The organism is Rhodococcus sp. JS3073 (genome assembly GCF_026810085.1).
Classification (GTDB): Bacteria; Actinomycetota; Actinomycetes; order Mycobacteriales; family Mycobacteriaceae; genus Rhodococcus_F; species Rhodococcus_F wratislaviensis.
Window position 1 is genome coordinate 942,742 of sequence record NZ_CP113951.1, and the last position, 17,275, is coordinate 960,016.

The following is a 17,275-nucleotide window of genomic DNA, read 5'->3' on the forward strand; positions in this document are numbered from 1 at the left end:
AGCGTGTGACCATCCAGCCCACACCCCACGTCGGTGTCACTCTCGATCCCCGGATCGCCGTACTCGTCCGCCCCGACGGGCGCGTGCAGTTCGGCTGGGATCCCGAGCGCGCGCTCGTTCTCTCGCCGCCGCCCGGGGTCCGGACCGAGCAACTCCTCGCCGTCGTCCGACTGCTCGACGGCAAGAACTCGCGGCCGCACATCCTGTGGACTGCCGTCGGGTACGGCCTGGCGCCCACGGACGTGTCGAAGCTTCTCGGCGACCTCGACCGGGCCGGGCTGATCGATGTCGCCGGCACGTCCCCCGTCGCGGACACGATCACCATCCGCGTGCACGGGCGCGGACCGCTGTCGGATGCGGTGTCGGCCGGGCTCACGGACGGCGGCATCCGGGTTTCACGCTCCTTCCGATATTCCGCCGACGCCGACGTCCGGCGGTGGAACGCCCTGTGCGTCGTGCTCGCGGACGACCTGGTGGCGGAACCTCGGCTCGTCGCGGATCTGGTCCAGAACGGGATACCGCACCTGCAGGTCCGGCTGCGTGACGGTCGTGGTGTGGTCGGCCCGCTCGTGCTCCCGGGCCACACCAGCTGCCTGCGGTGCGCCGACCTCCTCCGCGCCGCGTACGACGAGGACTGGCCGCACCTGTCCGCTCAGCTACTCGGGGCGGTCGGGCACGCCAGCCCCGCCGTGATCATGGCCACGGCCGCGGTCGCACTCGGCCAGCTCGAGGCCGTCTTGGCCGCACCGCGAGGTGCGCCGCCCAGCAGCCTCGACGCGACGCTCGAGATCGATCTCGGCGCGCACCGGCTGGTGACCCGGCGCTGGCCGCGGCACGCGAGCTGCAGCTGCACGTACCTGGCACCCGCTGTGGGCGAATCGAACAGGCTTCGGTCATGATGCATGATGGTGGGGTGTCCGACATCCCCCGCAGGAGTTCCGCCCGCACCGCCAAACTCGCGAGCATCCCGTTGGGGATCGCGGGGCGTGCTGCGATGGGCTTCGGCCGGAAGCTGACCGGCGGCGACAAGGACGAGATCGACGCCCAGCTGAGCGCGAAGGCCGCCGAGCAATTGTTCGCGGTCCTCGGCGAACTCAAGGGCGGCGCCATGAAACTGGGGCAGGCGCTCAGCGTCATGGAGGCGGCGATCCCCGAGGAGTTCGCGGAACCGTACCGTGAATCGCTGAACAAGCTGCAGGCGCAGGCGCCTCCCCTACCCGCGCGGGCCGTCCACCGAATGCTCGACCAGCAGCTGGGCACCAAGTGGCGTGACCGATTCCAGTCGTTCGACGACACCCCGACCGCATCGGCCAGCATCGGCCAGGTGCACCGCGCGGTGTGGGCCGACGGTCGTGACGTGGCCGTCAAAGTTCAGTACCCGGGCGCCGACGAAGCCCTGCGCGCCGACCTGAAGACGCTCGGCCGGTTCGCGGGTCTGTTCGCCTCGGTCATGCCAGGCGTCGACGTGCGCCCGGTCATCGACGAGTTCACGGCCCGCACCGAGGAAGAACTCGACTACCGCATCGAGGCGAACAATCAGCGCCGCTTCGCCAAGGTGTACGACGGCGATCCGCAGTTCGCGATTCCGCACGTGGTCGCGAGTGCCCCCAAGGTGGTGGTCACCGAATGGATGTCGGCGAAGCCGCTGTCCGCCATCATCGCCGATGGCACCCCCGAAGAACGCAACACCGCGGGCGCACTGCTCGCGGAGTTCCACTTCGCCTCCCCCACCCGCGTCGGCCTGCTCCACTGCGACCCGCATCCGGGTAACTTCATGCTGCACAGCGACGGCCGCCTCGGTGTCATCGATTTCGGTGCCGCGGCACCGTTTCCGCACGGCCTTCCCCCGGTGCTCGGGGCCATGGTCCGGCTGGCGCTCCACGAGCAGTTCGACGAACTGACGGAGTTGCTGCACGCCAACGGATTCGTTCTGCCCGGCCGAACGGTCACCGACAAGGAGATCGCGGACTACCTGCGTCCGGTCACCGACCCGATCCGTACCGAATCGTTCCACTTCACCCGCGCCTGGTTGCAGAAGGCCGCGGGTTCCGCGACCGACTTCAACAGTGCGCAGTTCCGGACGGCACGGGCACTGAATCTGCCGGCGGAATATCTGATGATCTTCCGGGTTCTCGTCGGCTCGGTGGGAATCTGCGCTCAGCTGGACGCATACGCGCCGTACATGGAGATCCTCACGCGGTGGCTCCCCGGGTTCGCCGAGCCCGCCCCCGAGGACGAAGACACCGTCTGACCCGAACACACAGAACGGGCGTCCGCCCGGCCCACTCGTGTGAGTGGCCGGGCGAACGCCCGAATTCTCCCGCCCCGTACCGGTTCCTACGCACAGACCAGAGTCTGAGTCTTGCGCGGACGTCCCCGGGGACGCTTGCGGGCGATCACGACACCCTGGTCGAAGATCTCCCCACCCCACACGCCCCACGGCTCACCCCGGTCGAGGGCCGCGTCGAGGCAGCGGGAGCGGATCGGGCAGGACGCGCACAGCGCCTTCGCCTGTTCCAGCTCGGTGGGAGAGTCCGCAAACCACAGGTCGGGATCATCGACCCGGCAGGGCAGGTCACCACGCGCGGACACTATCTGAACAAATCCGCTTGTGGCGGTTGAGGTTTCGGATACCCCTCGGCATGTCACGGTAGACACGTCCTTCTCCTCTGCTCTCATTGCGACGGTCAATCTCTTCGGTTCGATGAAATGGGTGCGAACCAGAGCCGAGGCTGCGAGCGGGAAGGGTGCTCGAACTACAAAGGCCACGGTCCGCGATGCGGGTCCGTGGCCTTGAAAAGACGGTGGGAGTTGGTCTACCGAGGGATTCCTCGACAACTCCGATACACGGACTCGACTGCTGCTGCGGGACGACGACGGGCTGCCGACCAGACGATCGCCGGTGCCGTTTCCGCCGCGTTCATGCCGAACAGTGCGGAGGCAGCAGCGACTGCCGTCTCATGTGCTTGGAACTTCGTCATTTCACTGCCACCTCCATTTCTTCTCGATCCGATGTGAACCACACGGGTCTCCCCGCGCACTGAAACCACAGTAGGCAATTCTCCAGAACCGCACAACCTATTTTTGACCTGCAGTGATGCGCGCTACTCCCCTGCGGCGTGGGAGTCGTTCAGGGACTACCGCTTCCCTTGATCACACCGAGGACGTCCTCGCCGAACTGCTCGAGCTTCTTCGCACCGATCCCGGGGATCGCGACGAGCCCGCGATCGTCCTGCGGCCGCTGCTCGGCGAGGGCCGTCAACGTGTTGTCGCTGAACACCACGTACGCCGGGACCTTCAGCTCCCGCGACTTCTCCAGCCGCCACGACCGCAGCGATTCGAGCAATTCGACGTCGACGTTCGACGGGCACCCCTCGCAGCGACCGAGCATGGTCGCGGTCGTCCCGATCAGCGGTTTTCCGCACAGCCGGCACCGTGGACGCTTCTTGTTGCTCTTGATGGGCGCTGCGATCCGCGAGGCAGGGGAATCTTCGGGGATGAGTCCGTGCAGGAACCGCGAACGACGCCGCGACTTGCGGCCGCCCTCGTTCCGGGACAGCGCCCACGACATCTGCAGGTGCTCCCGGGCGCGGGTCACGCCGACGTACAGCAACCGGCGCTCCTCCTCGACGGCCGCTTCGTCCGGTGCCGAGTTGGAGTCGCCGAGCACGTGCTGAATGGGCAGCGTTCCGTCGGTGAGCCCGACGAGGAACACGGCGTCCCACTCGAGCCCCTTGGCGGCGTGCAGGGACGCGAGTGTCACACCCTGTACGACGGGTGGGTGCCGTGCCTCGGCCCGCAGACTCAGTTCGCGCAACAGCGCGTCGAGCGTCAACTCCGGGTCCTGGGTCAGCTGCTCCTCGGTGAGCGCGACCAGCGCCGACAGCGACGACCACCGATCGCGAGCCTGTGCACCCGCCGGCTCCGCGTCCGTCAGCCCCAGCGGGGCGAGGACGGCTCGGACGAGCGTGACCAGGTCGGCGCCGACCGCATCCGGCAGGTCGTCGCGGCCTGCGGCCTGGCGCAGCGCCGCCACCGCCTGGCGCACCTCGGTACGCGTGAAGAACCCTTCTCCGCCCCGCACCTGGTACGGGATGTCGAGTTTGGTCAGCGCCTGCTCGTGCACCTCGGACTGGGCGTTGATCCGGTACAGCACCGCGATCTCCGCGGCCGGCGTGCCGGACGCGATGAGCCGCTTGATCGTGCGCGCCACCCCGGCGGCCTCCGCCGGCTCGTCGTCGAACTCGACGAAACTCGGCTCCGGCCCGGAATCGCGTTGGCCGATCAGCTGCAGACGGGTGCCCGCGATCCTGCCGCGGGCCGCTCCGATCACCCGGTTCGCCATCGACACGACCTCGGGGGTCGATCGGTAGTCGCGCTCGAGACGCACGACGGTGGCCTCGGGGAACCGGCGTGAGAAGTCGAGCAGGTAATTGGGTGTGGCGCCGGTGAACGAGTAGATGGTCTGGTTGGCGTCACCGACGACGGTGAGGTCGTCCCGCTCCCCGAGCCACGCGTCGAGGACACGCTGCTGCAGCGGAGTGACGTCCTGGTACTCGTCCACGACGAAGCACCGGTAACGGTCGCGGAACTCCTCCGCGACAGCCGAATGCTCCTCGAGGGCCGCCGCCGTGTGGAGCAGGAGATCGTCGAAGTCGAGAAGCATCCCGTCCTGGCCGCGGGCCTTGAGCTGCTCGTAGCCGTGATACACCTCGGCGACCTTCGCGGCGTCGACCGGCGCCTCCCGGCGTAACTTCGCCACCGCTCGCGGGTAGTCCTCCGGCGCGATCAGCGAGGCCTTGGCCCACTCGATCTCGCTCGCCAGGTCGCGGACGCTTTCCGTGCTGGTGGACAGCCCGACCCGCCCGGCGGCGGACGACACGACCGCGAACTTGCGGTCCAGCAGCCGCCACTCCGTGTCGCCGATCACCTGCGGCCAGAAGTACCTCAGCTGTCGCAGCGCGGCGGCGTGGAACGTGCGCGCCTGGACCTGCGCTCCCCCGTCACCGATCCCCAGGCTGCGCAGCCGGCCGCGCATCTCGCCTGCCGCGCGGGCCGTGAACGTCACCGCCAGCACCTGCCCCGCCGCGACGTGTCCGCTGGCCACGAGGTGCGCGATACGCCGGGTGATGGTCCGGGTCTTCCCTGTTCCGGCCCCCGCCAGCACACACACCGGACCCCGGGGTGCGAGTACTGCTGCGGACTGTTCGGGATCGAGACCGGTACTCGTCACCTCTGCTGCGCCGGCTGCTGACATGGCGTCCATCATGACAGGGGCAACCGACACGGCGCGAAGCGGACGAACACCGCAGTGGGAACACACGACGGCGTCGTGGTGTTATATCCGCCGTGACTGCTACCGACACCCCCGCCCTGACCATCTACTCCACCACCTGGTGCGGCTACTGCCGGCGCCTGAAGACGCAGCTGGACGAATCCGGCATCGGCTACGTGGAGATCGACATCGAGGACGATCCGGCATCGGCAGAGTTCGTCGGCAGCGTCAACGGCGGCAACCATGTCGTCCCCACCGTCAAGTTCGCCGACGGCAGCACCGCGACCAACCCGTCGTTGTCGCAGGTCAAGAAGCTCCTCGGCGTCTAGGACTCCGTCGCTGCTCCCGCCCAGGACTCGATGATTCCGCGCGCGATGGAAATCGAACCCGGGAGCAGCAGCGGGGCGTCGGTGTCCGACGCCCAGTCGCCGAGTTCGAGTGCCGTGCGCACCTCGTCCCGGGTGAACCAGCGGGCCTCGGCGATCTCGCCGTCCGCGAACGTCAGCGGGGCGTCGGGATCGCCCACGGCCGCGAACCCGATCATCACCGAACGGGGAAACGGCCACGGCTGGCTACCGAGGTAGCGGACGTCACGGACGTCGACACCCACTTCTTCCTTGATCTCCCGGACGACGCACGTCTCGAGCGATTCGCCGGCCTCGACGAATCCGGCCAGGATCGAGAACCGCCGCGCCGGCCACGTGGGCTGCCGGGCCAGCAGGACCCGATCTCCGCCGTCGTGCACGAGGCAGATGACCGCCGGATCGGTGCGAGGAAATTCCTCGTGCCCGGTGCTCGTCGAGATCCGCGACCACCCCGACATCGTCGGCTCCGACGGGGCGCCGTCGAGTGCGCTGAAGCCTGCGCTGTCGTGCCAGTTGAGCATCGCGAGGGCCCCGGTGAGCACGCCGGCGTCCGCATCGTCCAGCGTCCCGCCCAGCGTCCGGAGATCGGCCAGCTCGCCGGTCAGCGCCTGCACTCGCACCGCCCACACGTGCCGGTCCTTGCGGATGCCGAGGAACACCGCCCCCCGTTGCGGTTCGGGGCCGAGTTCGGTGGCGTCCGCGAACACCAGGCCCTCGTCGCCCACCCGCACCTGTCCGCGGTGATTGACGCGCAGCAGCAGCGCATCCCGCCAGCCCGCTCGCAGCGCGTCCGTGTCCGAACGCAATTCCTCGGCCCGGCCGACAGCGGAGCGGGACAGGAGCGGGGTGTCGTTCAGCCGGAATGCAGTCACGCCGTCGACACTACTGCCGATCAGTTGGCGACCCGACGGATGTACAGCAGTCGGTCGTTCTCCTCGATCGAATCGACCTCCGGCGAGCCGACCCGGATCAACCGCCCGTCCCGCACCACACCGAGCACGATGTCCGCGAGGTGACGCGGGGAGCCGCCGATCTCGTCCCGCTCCACCGGGCGCTCGGCGATCGCGAATCCGGCCTCCGGAGTCAGGAGGTCCTCCATCATCTCGACGACACTCGGCGTCTTCGTGGCGATGCCGAGGAGCCGGCCCGCGGTCTCGGAGGACACCACGACCGAATCGGCACCGGACTGCCGCAGCAGGTGCGTGTTCTCGGATTCGCGGATCGCCGCGACGATCTTCGCCTTCGGTGCGATCTCGCGCGCCGTCAGCGTCACCAGCACCGCGGTGTCGTCGCGGTTGGCGGCTACGATGATCGCCGACGCGTTCTGCGCGCCCGCCAACCGCAGCACGTCCGATTTGGTGGCGGACCCGTGGACCGTGACGAGGCCCTTGCTGGCCGCCGAGTCGAGCACCGCGTGGTCGGTGTCGACCACCACGATCTCCGACGGCGGAACGTCGTCGCCGAGCATCGCGTCGATCGCGGTGCGTCCCTTGGTTCCGTAGCCGATCACCACGGTGTGATTGCGCACGTGCTGCCTCCAACGCTGAATTTTGAACGCCTGCCGGGAGCTCTGCGTGAGCGCGGAGAGAGTCGTACCGACCAGGACGATGAGGAAGAAGATTCGAAGAGGCGTGATCAGGAGAACGTTCACGAGCCTCGCGGACGGTGTGAACGGGGTGATGTCGCCGTAGCCCGTCGTCGACAACGACACCGTCGCGTAGTAGATGCAGTCGAGCAGCGACAATTCGTTGTCCTGCGCGTCGCGGTAACCCGCCCGGTCGATGTAGACGATGAGAACCGCCAACGCCAACGCCGCCAGGGCGATACCCACGCGGCGGTAGATCGCCCGCGCCGGACTGGTCTGCAGTTCCGGAATCCGGAGCACACCCACCAACGCGAAGTCAGGCCGGTCGGTCAGGGTGTCCGACCTGCTCAATCTCTCACGCAGCCTACCGGCCATATGTTCGTCTCCACGTTGCGCTGAACTCCGACATCGGCTGGCAGCCTAACCCCGATTGCCCCATCGGTGACACGTCGGAGCCTCGTTGTCGCGAACCGAGTCGTTCGGGCAAGCTGACGTCATGCAACGAGAGAGCAACACACCACGACCGAGCCAGAAGCCCGCACTCCGCCTTGCCGCGCTGCTACTCGGCGCGGGCACGATGCACTTCGTCGCCCCCAAGTTCTTCGACTCCACGGTCCCCACCCAACTTCCGGGCGAGGCCCGCACCTACACGTACGTGTCGGGGGTCGCCGAACTCGCCATCGGCACCGCGCTCGCCGTGCCGCGAACCCGCAGGCTCGGTGGCGGCCTCGCTGCACTCCTGTTCCTCGCCGTCTTCCCTGCCAACGTCAACATGGCGGTGGACTGGCTGAAGAGCTCCAAGACGACGAACGTGCAGAAAGCCGGTGCGCTGCTGCGTCTTCCGCTGCAGATCCCGTTGGTCACCGAGTCGCTGAAGGCTCGGCGTCAGGCCTGACCTCCTCCTCGGGAGAACCGGCGGAACGGAGGAGACGGGCGAGTGCGTCGACGTCGGGCAGGTGTTCCGGCGCGATCGTCCGTCCGGTCCGCACGTAGTGGAACGCGGCGCGCACCCGCTCGATCGGAACGTCCATCAGCTCGGCCCACGCCAGCCGGTACGCGGCCAGCTGCATCACGACGGCCTTCTCGTTGGCCGCGCTCGGCTCGGCACCGGTCTTCCAGTCGATCACCGTCCACCCGCCGTCGGGGTCGGTGAACACCGCGTCGATCCGGCCGCGCAGCACCGTCCCCGCCACCGACGTCTCGAACGGCACCTCCACCTCGGTCGGGTTGCGGTCCGCCCAGGACGAGCGCAGGAACGCGTCCTGCAAGGTCGCGAGGTCGGTGTCGGGGCCCGCACCCGTGTCGGCGGCACCGGGCAGCTCGTCGAGGTCGAGCAGCCGGGTGGCCCCGAAGCGGCGCTCCACCCAGGCATGGAATGCGGTACCGCGGCGGGCCAGCGGATTCGGCGGGTACGGCAGCGGACGCCGCAGCCTGGCGGCCAAGGCGTCCGGGTCGGCTTCGAGTTCGACCAGCTGACTCACCGACAACTGACCGGGTAACACCACCTCGGTGCGCGCATTGGCCCGCGCTTCCCGCTCCGCGAGAAGGGCGTCGACGTCGGCGGCCCAGTTCTCGGGATCGTCGTCCTCGCCGGCCGGTGCCGGCTCGCCGGCACCCTTCAGCGCCGCGACGACCAACGCCGCGCCCCGCTCGACCGACTCCCGGCGGAGGCCGAGCGGATCCCGCGGCCACACAGCCGACTTGGGGGTGCTGGTCAGCGGGTTCTGCTCCTCGGGTTCGGGTGCGGGCGCCCAGATGTCGACGATCCCGATTCCCTCGTGCTCTTCGTCGGTCACCGTGTCGCGCAGTTCGGTGAGGAACTCGGAGGGACCCTTGGGCTCGGTTCCAGATTCTGCCCAGTGGTGACCCGAAGCGAACAGCACCCGTTCGGTACGAGTGAGTGCAACGTAGAACAGCCGGCGGTCCTCGTCGAGTTTGCGCGCGGCCAGCGCCGCCTTGTGCGCCTTCACGGCCTCCTCGAGGTCCTTCCGGTCGTACAGGTTCTCGAGGTCGAGAACGGGCACGCCGTCGGCCGACTCCCCCGGCCGCGCACGATCTCCGCGCAGCGAGGGTGGCAGTTCACCGACGGCACCGAGCCAGGACCCGGACGCCGTCCGCGACGGAAAGACCCCGGCCGTGAGGTGCGGTACCGCCACCACTTCCCACTCCAGCCCCTTCGCCGAGTGCACCGTCAGCACCTGCACGCGATGCGGGTCCACCTCGACTTCACCCGGCGCCAAACCCTTTTCGACCGACTCCGCGGCCGACAGGAACGCGAGCAGTCCGGTGACGGTGGCCGACGTGCGGCTCGCGTACCCGGCGACGACGTCGGCGAAGGCGTCGAGATGTTCGCGGCCCGCACTTCCCCGCGCCGACCGCCGCGTCCGCGCCTGCGCTTCGATGCCGATACCCAGCGTCCGTTCCACCTCGGCCACCAGCTCGGTGAGTGGCTGCCCGATTCGCTCACGCAGAGACGCCAACTCCGCCGCGACGGCGGTGATCCGTGCGTAGCCGACCTGCGAATAGCGTTCGGCAGGACCGGGATCCGCCAGAGCGTCTGCCAGCCCGGCCTGCTCCGCGTGTTCACCGGGCAGCGCCTCGCCGACGGCGTCGGCCAGAGCGGTCGAATCGGTGACGGCGCCGGTGGTGCCGTAGCCGGTTCCGATGGCCAGTTCGGAGGCTCGCCGCGACAGCGCCGTCAGATCGGCGGCCCCGATCTGCCATCTCGCCCCGGTCAGCATCCGCACGGCGGCACTGCCCGCCATCGGGTCGGCGACCACCCGGAGCATCGCGATGACGTCGGCCACCTCGGGGGTGTGGAGCAGCCCGCCGAGACCGACCACTTCGACCGGCAGACCCCGGGACCGCAGGACCTCCGCGATCGGTGCGGCGTCCGCGTTGCGGCGGATCAGCACCGCGGCGGTCGGTGGGTCCTCGCCCCGGCTCGTGGCGTTCGCGTACTGTTCGGCGATGCGGTCGGCCACCCATGCGCGTTCCTGCACGACGTCACCGGTGAGGGCCAGCCGCACATCACCCGGGACGGCCTGTGGTCGCGCCCGCAGGGTGCTGACCGACACGCCCCGCTCACGCAGGGACGCCGACGCCATGTTGGCCAGGGCCAGGGCCTCCGGCGGGTTGCGCCAGCTCGTGAGCAGTTCCAGCGTCGGCGCCGGATCTCCGTTCGTCAGCGGGAAATCCGTGGCGAAGCGCGGTAGGTTGGCCGCCGAGGCACCACGCCAGCCGTAGATCGACTGCATGGGGTCGCCCACCGCGGTGAGCGCGAGTTCGCCGTCGAGACCGCCGCCGAACAGGGACGACAGCAGCACCCGCTGCGAGTGTCCCGTGTCCTGGTACTCGTCGAGCAGCACCACCCGGAAGCGTGTGCGCTCGGCGACTCCGACCTCGGGGTGGTCCGCGGCGACCCGTGCCGCCAGCGACATCTGGCTGCCGAAGTCGAGCGCACCTTCGCGGCGCAGCGTGTCCGCGAGACGCTGCACCAGTGGTAGGAGCTCCACCCGCCGGTGCTGGGTGTCGAGGATGTCGAGCAGTTCCTTGCCGGGGCCGCCGCGCTGCCGCGGTCCGGCGGGCAGGGTGTGGACGAGCTTGTCGAGCTCGGTGTGCGCCTCCCGCAGATCGTCCGGTTCGACGAGGTGCTCGGCCAGCTGCCCCGACAATGCGAGCACGGCTTCGGTGACGGACGCCGGATTCCGGTCGGTGTCGAGGTCGCCGTCCCACGAGCTGACCACCCGGTGCGCCAGCTGCCACAGTTCCGTCTCCGACAGGAGCGTCGCCGAGGGTTCGATGGGCAGCAGCAGCCCGTGCTCGGACAGCAGTCGCCCGGCGTAGGAGTGGTAGGTGCTGACTTCCGGTTCGCCCGCGAGGATTCGCGATCGCAGGTCGCCGCTCGGGTCGACCCTGCGGAGCAGGTCCGAACCCGCCAGCCGGGCAAGGCGTTTCCTGATCCGGGCGGTCAGCTGCTGCGCCGCCTTGCGGGTGAACGTCAGCCCCAGCACCGCCTCGGGGTCGACGACACCGTTGGCCACCAGCCACACGACGCGGGCCGCCATCGTCTCGGTCTTGCCCGCGCCTGCCCCCGCGACGACGAGGGTCGGGCCGAGGGGTGCCGCGATCACGGCGGCCTGCTCCGGGGTCGGTGGGTGCTGACCCAGGCCGACGGCGAGTTCCACCGGGTCGATACGGATCGTCATTCCGACGTCACCTGCCGTCCCTCGTCGTGCGCGGGGCAACTCGTGCGCACCGGGCAGTGCCGGCAACCGTCGTTGACGCGGGCGAGGAACTCAGGCCCCTTGGTGGCCGCCGCTGCCGCGTGGATGACCGCGAGCCACGTCTCGAGGTCCTCGTCCGACAGCGGTGCCTGCACCCGCTGGGTCGCGCCTTCCTTCTTGTGTGGTTTGGCGACGAAGACCAGCCGCGCCCCACCGGGTTTCGACGCCGGCTCCCCGTCGATCGCACCGGTCGCCGCCGCCACCTGGTACGCCGCCAGCTGGGCGTGCTGCTGGGCGTCGTCCTTGGTGACCGGCGTGCGGGCGGTCTTCACGTCGACGATGACGGGCCTGCCCTCGGCATCGCGCTCGAGCCGGTCGATCCGCCCCCGCAGCCGGATCGTCGGGGAACCCTCTTCCCGCGGTTCCAGGACGCCGTCGACTGCCACCTCGACACCGACCTCGGTGAGTTCGGACCGGGTGTTACCCAGCCAGGAAGTGAAGGTGGCGAGCATGTCCCGGGTCCGGTCGAGTTCGCGCCGCGAGTACCACTGAGATCCCAGATCGATCGACTCCCAGGCGTTCTCGAGCGCGCGTTCCACCTGATCGGGCGGGATCCGCCCGGCGAGCGCCTGCACCAGCGTGTGCACGAGCGTTCCGGCGATGGCGTGGGTGTTGTCGCCGTCCGTCCCGCCGTGCCGTTCGAGCAACCACCGCAGCGGGCACGTGTTGAGCAGGTCGATGGTGGACGGCGACAGCGACACCGGTCCGTCCTCCTCGTTCCACAACGCCACGCCGGTGCTCGGTTCGGCTGTGCCGTACCACTGGTCCGGGTGTGCGCCGCGCACGCCGGCGTCGGCGAGCCGGGCGAGCTGGCGCGCCGCACGTTCCTGCCGGTCGGGATCGGATTCCGCGACGTCCGGATCGCAGACCACGCTGCGCAATTCGGCGACGAGGGCAGGGAGGGCCAGGACCCGGGTCGCCGGATCCTCCGCCTGCACGACTGCCTCCTCGACGTCCGCATCCTGGTCTCCGGCGAGCAGTTCGTCGACGAAACGGGAGTGAACGAGATCGGCGTCGCCGCTGGCGGAGTCGACCGCGGTGACGAGCAGACTCCGCCTCGCCCGGCTGCACGCCACCAGGAACAGCCTGCGTTCCTCGGCCAAGAGCGGTGCGGTGCGCGACATCCGGTCGGCGGCCGTCTCGCTGCCGTCGGACACTCCCGCCGTCAGGTCGATCAGCGCCTCGGTGCCGAGCAGGGTGCCGCGGGCCCGCAGACTCGGCCACAGCCCTTCCTGCACACCCGCGACCGCGACGACGTCCCATTCACGGCCGGCAGCCGAGTGGGCGCTGAGCACCGAGACGGCGTCGACCGGGACCGCGGAGACGTTCCGGGTGGTGGGAATGGCCTGCCCGGTCAGATAGTCGACGAACCCGGCGAGCTGCGCGCGCGGGAGGCGGTCGACATAACTCGCCGCGGCGTCGAACAGGGCGACCACGGCGTCGAGGTCGCGGTCGGCCTGTGCCCCGATCGGCCCCCCGCGAGCGGAGGCCGCCGACCAGCGGCGTTCGAGTCCGGTGGCCTGCCATGCCGCCCACAGCACGTCCTCGATGCCGCGCCCGCGGTCCAGAGGCACCTTCGCCTTGCGCAGCACGGACAGCACCCGGTTCAGGGATGCCGCTTCGACATCGGTCAATTTGGCGGTGACCCTGCGGGTGCTGTCGGTCTCGCCCACCAGCACGAGACGAAGGAGCTCCGCCGAGTCGCGATCGCCGCCGGACGCCAGCTCGGCGCGCCGCAGGCCCCGGCGTAGACGCCGGAGCGCCACGGGTTCTGCGCCGCCGACCGGGCCGGCGAGCAGAGCGAGTGCGTCCTCGCCCGTGAATTCCTGCCCCGACAGTGCCCGCAGCACCAGCATCAGTCCCGACACCCCGTGTTGACGGGCCAGCGGCAACTCGGATGCCGCGGTGGTGACGGGCACACCCGCACCCAGCAGGGCGCGACGCAGCGGCGCCAGGACCCGCGGAACCGAGCGCACGATCACCGCCATCTCCGACCACGGCACCCGGTCGAGGAGGTGGGCGCGACGCAGGGTGTCGGCGATGAGCGCGGCCTCCTTCGCCGCCGTGCTCAGCACCCGGACCGAGGTTCGTCCGCCGTCCTGCGCCGGGCTCCAGATCCGGTGCGGCAGATGCCCCGGAAGCCGGGACGTGATCCGGGCCGCCGTGGCCGCGACCTCCGTCGAACTGCGAAAGTTGACCGGTAGCAACACCTGCCGGGGATCGCCCTTGTCGGCCAGCTCGGCGAGGAACGTCGGATCGGCCCCGCGGAAGCCGTAGATCGACTGGTCCGGGTCGCCGGCGACGACCGTGGTGCGGGTACCGGTGCCGACGAGCCGGACGAGTTCCGCGGCTTGCGGATCGAGGTGCTGGGCGTCGTCGACGAGCAGGTGCCGCACCCGGGCACGCTCGGTGCGCAGCAGGTCCGGGTCGGTGGCGAACGCGGTGAGGGCCGCGCCGATGAGTTCGGCGGCGTCGAGCGCAGGCGCCGTGGCCTCGGGGGCCTCGACCCCGACGGCACCGCGCAGCAGCATGCCGTGCTCGTACCGGGCGGCGAACATTCCCGCCGCCACCCACTCGGGACGGGCGTGACGTTGCCCCAGCTTGATCAGGTCTTCGGGGCCGAGGCCCCGCTCGCTCGAGCGCAGCATGAGGTCGCGCAGCTCGACGGCGAAGCCGCCCAGTGCCAGTGCTGGACGCAGCCGTTCGGGCCACATCTCACCGCCGTCCGCGATGTCGCCGTGCAGCATCTCGCGCAGCACGGCGTCCTGTTCGGCGCCGGTGATGAGGCGCGGCGGCGGATTTCCGTGGGCGGCGGCCTGCAGTCTCAGCACCGCGAAGGCGTAGGAGTGGACAGTGCGCACGAGCGGTTCGCGCGTGGCGCGGGGGCCGTGGTGTTCGTCATGGCCGACGAGGGCGCCGGTGACCTCTTCGCGGACCCGGCCCGCCGCTCGCTTCGACTGCGTCAGGACGAGCACCGACTCCGGGTCTTCGCCACCGGCGATCCGGTCCACCGCGACGTCGACGAGAAGCGACGTCTTTCCCGTTCCGGGGCCGCCGAGCACCTGCCAGGGATTCCAGCCCAGGCCGAGGGGCGGCGCGGTGAGGACCCGCTGCGTGGCGTCGTCCCACACCCGCGCCTCGCGGACCGGGTTCCGGCGGTGCACGAGCCGGGCACGGGGAACCGACGTCCTGGTGCGCACCGCCGATTCCGTCATGGGTGGCATTCCACCAGAACGGTCCGACATCTCGTGCGGCGACCCGATCCGGCATCATGGGTCACGTGTCAGCACTGAATACGTACCTGTTCGGCGCCGAGGACGGCACGGAGATCCTCGCCCTGCACGGACTCACCGGTCATGGCAGACGGTGGGAGGCGCTGGCCACCGACCAGCTGCCGGACGCCCGCTGGATCTCCCCCGACCTGCTCGGGCACGGCCGCTCCACGTGGTCGCCGCCATGGAATCTCGAGGCCCACGTCGCGAGTCTCGTCGACACTCTCGACGCACACGCGCGGGGACCGGTCCTGGTGGTGGGCCACTCGTTCGGGTGCGCCCTGGCACTGCATCTGTCGCGGGCCGTCCCCGACCGCGTCCGGGGACTCGTGCTGCTCGATCCCGCGATCGGACTCGATCCCGAGCTGATGCAGTCCGTGGCGGATCTCACCATCTCCTCCCCCGACTACACCGACGTCGCAGAGGCCCGGTCCGAGAAGGTGCACGGCTCGTGGGGTGAGGTGGCACGCGAGGTCCTCGAGAACGAGATCGCCGAACACCTGGTGCCGCTGGCGAACGGCCGGGTGAACTGGCGGCTGTCCACCCCGGCGGTCGTCACAGCGTGGGGCGAGCTCGCACGCGAGGCCGTCCTGCCGCCCGCGCACCTGCCGACCGTCCTCGTGCAGGCGTCGAAGGTGCAGCCGCCGTACGTCACACCCGAGTTCCGCAAGGCTCTCACCGACCATCTGGGCGACAACCTCACCGCCGTCGACCTCGACTGCGATCACATGGTGCCGCAGGCCCGGCCCGACGAGGTCGCCGAGCTCGTCCGCACGCTCCTCTGATGGTCGAGTGATGGTCGCGACGACGGAGGAACAGGTCGAGGCGGTCCGCGCGCTGGTCGCGGCGATTCCGCCCGGCCGGGTTGCCACCTACGGCGACATCGCCTCGGCGGCAGGCCTGTCCAGCGCGCGGACGGTCGGCTGGATCATGCGTACCGACTCCGCCGACCTCCCCTGGCACCGGGTGCTGGGCGCGTCGGGACGACCGGCGCCGCACCTCGCGCACCGCCAGATCGCGAAACTCGAACTCGAGGGTGTTCCCATCCGGGACGGCCGCGTGGATCTCGCGGCCGCACGGCACCGGTTCGATCAGGCCGGCTGACGTCCCCGCCGCCTCAGCAGGTGCTCGGCGCGGGATCACCGCGGAACCGGGCGTCCATCCAGTCCAGCCCCTGGGGCAGTCCCAGCGCCGCCGCCGACAGGTGGTCGGGGGTCGGAGTGAGCAGCGTCTGCACCGGAGTGCCCGCGTCGCAGTACCGCCGCAGGGTGGTGTCGATCGAATCGACCGGGATCAGCGCGTCGGTCGGGCTGTGCCATTCGAAGATCGGCGTGGTGGGCACGCCGGGATAGAGCTCCAGGCTGTTCTCCTCCATCACCTTCCACGCTTCCGGGTCGTCCATGAAGTTCTTGTTGTCGGTCATCTGTGATGCGCTGCGCCCGATTCCGAACAGCATGATCTCGTTGGTGCATCCGTTGCCGATCATCTGCTTCATCCAGCGGCCCTGATCGTTGAGCTGGCCGCTGACGTCGATGCGGTCCGGGTATTCGCGTTCCAGCCCCAGCGCGGCGGCCATCGCGAGACCGAACGCGGGGTGCGGGTTGGTGCCCAGCGCCTCCGCCATCTTCACCAGGTTCATCGGGGTTCCGCCTTCGGCGGCGCCGACGATGTTCAGTTCGGGGGCGTAGCTCGGGGCCAGCGCCGCCGCCCAGGCCGTGGCCATGCCGCCGCCGGAGTATCCGCCCAGCCCGACCTTGCTGTTCTGCACCTGGAGTTCGGGGACCTGCTGGACGGCGCGGATGCCGTCGAGGGTGATCTGGCCTCCGAGCTTCGCCGCGCCGTACGCCATCCTCGGTCCCAGATGGTCGGGCAGCGCCACTGCCCACCCGCGCGCGAGTGCGATGTTGAGTCCGGCGGCCTCGCGGATCTGGTGCAGCGGGTCGGTGGTGTAGAGCTCGGTGACGATCTTGCACTTGTTGCCCAGCGAATTGATGATGTGCTGGTACGACACCAGCGGACCGTCCGGGACGTGGTTCGGGGGCAGCACGTATGTGGTGTTCGCCGCGATCGGCCTGCCCTCGGAGTCGGTGGTCCGGAACAACAGCTCCCACATCGCGCTACCGGGGAAATAATACGACGGCGGCAGCTGGCGGATCTTCAGGACTTCGCCCGGAGCATGGTCGGCGACGTCCGCGGGTTGGATGTAGAACGGGTCCGGGTCGGCGACGGGGAAGATCGCGTCGGCAGCGGGTGGGGACAGCAAGGGGGGCAACAGCAACGGCGGTTGTGCCGCGGAGGCGCCTGCGCCCACGAGGGCGGCCGTCAGCGCGAGGACCGAGCCGAGTACAGCGGTGCCGAAGGATCTGCGGAACAACGAGCCCATGACATACCCCACAATTCAGCGAGCGGGTCGACGGCATCACTATGCCAGAGCGTCGATAAAGATCAGCCCCTTTCCCGGTACCGAAGTGGTCTCTGACCGATACTTCGAT

Annotated in this window: 13 protein-coding genes; 6 read left to right on the forward strand and 7 right to left on the reverse strand. The window is 69.8% G+C overall.

Annotated elements, in window-relative coordinates:
• Positions 1-5: 5 nt before the first annotated feature.
• Both OYT95_RS04580 and OYT95_RS04585 read left to right on the forward strand, forming a co-directional pair.
• The gene (locus OYT95_RS04580) at positions 6-899 is read left to right on the forward strand and encodes a hypothetical protein (RefSeq protein ID WP_037245235.1); all 894 of its coding nucleotides are present in this window, start codon (positions 6-8) and stop codon (positions 897-899) included.
• The gene (locus tag OYT95_RS04585) at positions 896-2,251 is read left to right on the forward strand and encodes an ABC1 kinase family protein (protein ID WP_037245231.1); all 1,356 of its coding nucleotides are present in this window, start codon (positions 896-898) and stop codon (positions 2,249-2,251) included. The genes OYT95_RS04580 and OYT95_RS04585 overlap by 4 nt, the downstream gene beginning before the upstream one ends.
• A gap of 86 nt (positions 2,252-2,337) precedes the next feature.
• Here OYT95_RS04585 and OYT95_RS04590 read toward each other — a convergent pair whose 3' ends face one another.
• Together OYT95_RS04590 and OYT95_RS04595 are read right to left on the reverse strand one after the other, a co-directional pair.
• Complete coding sequence (locus tag OYT95_RS04590) at positions 2,338-2,679, reverse strand: WhiB family transcriptional regulator (RefSeq protein WP_016883149.1); 342 nt, start codon at positions 2,677-2,679, stop codon at positions 2,338-2,340.
• A gap of 451 nt (positions 2,680-3,130) precedes the next feature.
• Positions 3,131-5,269 carry an ATP-dependent DNA helicase UvrD2 gene (locus OYT95_RS04595; RefSeq protein WP_268792197.1) on the reverse strand — a complete coding sequence of 713 codons (2,139 nt, stop codon included), beginning with the start codon at positions 5,267-5,269 and terminating at the stop codon, positions 3,131-3,133.
• Positions 5,270-5,349: 80 nt separating this feature from the next.
• Between OYT95_RS04595 and OYT95_RS04600 the strand changes: the two genes are divergently transcribed.
• The gene (locus OYT95_RS04600; protein ID WP_037245224.1) at positions 5,350-5,604 is read left to right on the forward strand and encodes a mycoredoxin; all 255 of its coding nucleotides are present in this window, start codon (positions 5,350-5,352) and stop codon (positions 5,602-5,604) included.
• On the opposite strand, the gene nudC is transcribed toward OYT95_RS04600, so the two are convergent.
• Together nudC and OYT95_RS04610 are read right to left on the reverse strand one after the other, a co-directional pair.
• The gene (gene nudC / locus OYT95_RS04605; RefSeq protein WP_112299318.1) at positions 5,601-6,512 is read right to left on the reverse strand and encodes an NAD(+) diphosphatase; all 912 of its coding nucleotides are present in this window, start codon (positions 6,510-6,512) and stop codon (positions 5,601-5,603) included. The two genes, OYT95_RS04600 and nudC, sit on opposite strands and share 4 nt — an antisense overlap.
• 20 nt (positions 6,513-6,532) lie before the next feature.
• A complete protein-coding gene (locus OYT95_RS04610) occupies positions 6,533-7,600 on the reverse strand; it encodes a potassium channel family protein (protein WP_037245219.1) in 1,068 nt (355 codons plus the stop codon).
• Positions 7,601-7,721: 121 nt separating this feature from the next.
• Here OYT95_RS04610 and OYT95_RS04615 point away from each other — a divergent pair, with 121 nt between their 5' ends.
• Positions 7,722-8,120, forward strand: a complete 399-nt coding sequence (locus OYT95_RS04615) for a DoxX family protein (RefSeq protein WP_268790877.1) — start codon at positions 7,722-7,724, stop codon at positions 8,118-8,120.
• On the opposite strand, the gene OYT95_RS04620 is transcribed toward OYT95_RS04615, so the two are convergent.
• Positions 8,086-11,433: an ATP-dependent helicase gene (locus OYT95_RS04620; protein WP_268790878.1), complete on the reverse strand. Its 3,348-nt coding sequence runs from the start codon at positions 11,431-11,433 to the stop codon at positions 8,086-8,088. The genes OYT95_RS04615 and OYT95_RS04620 overlap by 35 nt on opposite strands.
• A complete protein-coding gene (locus OYT95_RS04625) occupies positions 11,430-14,726 on the reverse strand; it encodes an ATP-dependent helicase (protein ID WP_268790879.1) in 3,297 nt (1,098 codons plus the stop codon). The genes OYT95_RS04620 and OYT95_RS04625 overlap by 4 nt, the downstream gene beginning before the upstream one ends.
• A gap of 56 nt (positions 14,727-14,782) precedes the next feature.
• Here OYT95_RS04625 and OYT95_RS04630 point away from each other — a divergent pair, with 56 nt between their 5' ends.
• Together OYT95_RS04630 and OYT95_RS04635 are read left to right on the forward strand one after the other, a co-directional pair.
• Positions 14,783-15,568: an alpha/beta fold hydrolase gene (locus tag OYT95_RS04630; RefSeq protein ID WP_268790880.1), complete on the forward strand. Its 786-nt coding sequence runs from the start codon at positions 14,783-14,785 to the stop codon at positions 15,566-15,568.
• A gap of 10 nt (positions 15,569-15,578) precedes the next feature.
• Positions 15,579-15,887 carry an MGMT family protein gene (locus OYT95_RS04635; protein ID WP_037245209.1) on the forward strand — a complete coding sequence of 103 codons (309 nt, stop codon included), beginning with the start codon at positions 15,579-15,581 and terminating at the stop codon, positions 15,885-15,887.
• Positions 15,888-15,900: 13 nt separating this feature from the next.
• On the opposite strand, the gene OYT95_RS04640 is transcribed toward OYT95_RS04635, so the two are convergent.
• The gene (locus OYT95_RS04640) at positions 15,901-17,166 is read right to left on the reverse strand and encodes a lipase family protein (RefSeq protein ID WP_268790881.1); all 1,266 of its coding nucleotides are present in this window, start codon (positions 17,164-17,166) and stop codon (positions 15,901-15,903) included.
• Positions 17,167-17,275: the final 109 nt, after the last annotated feature.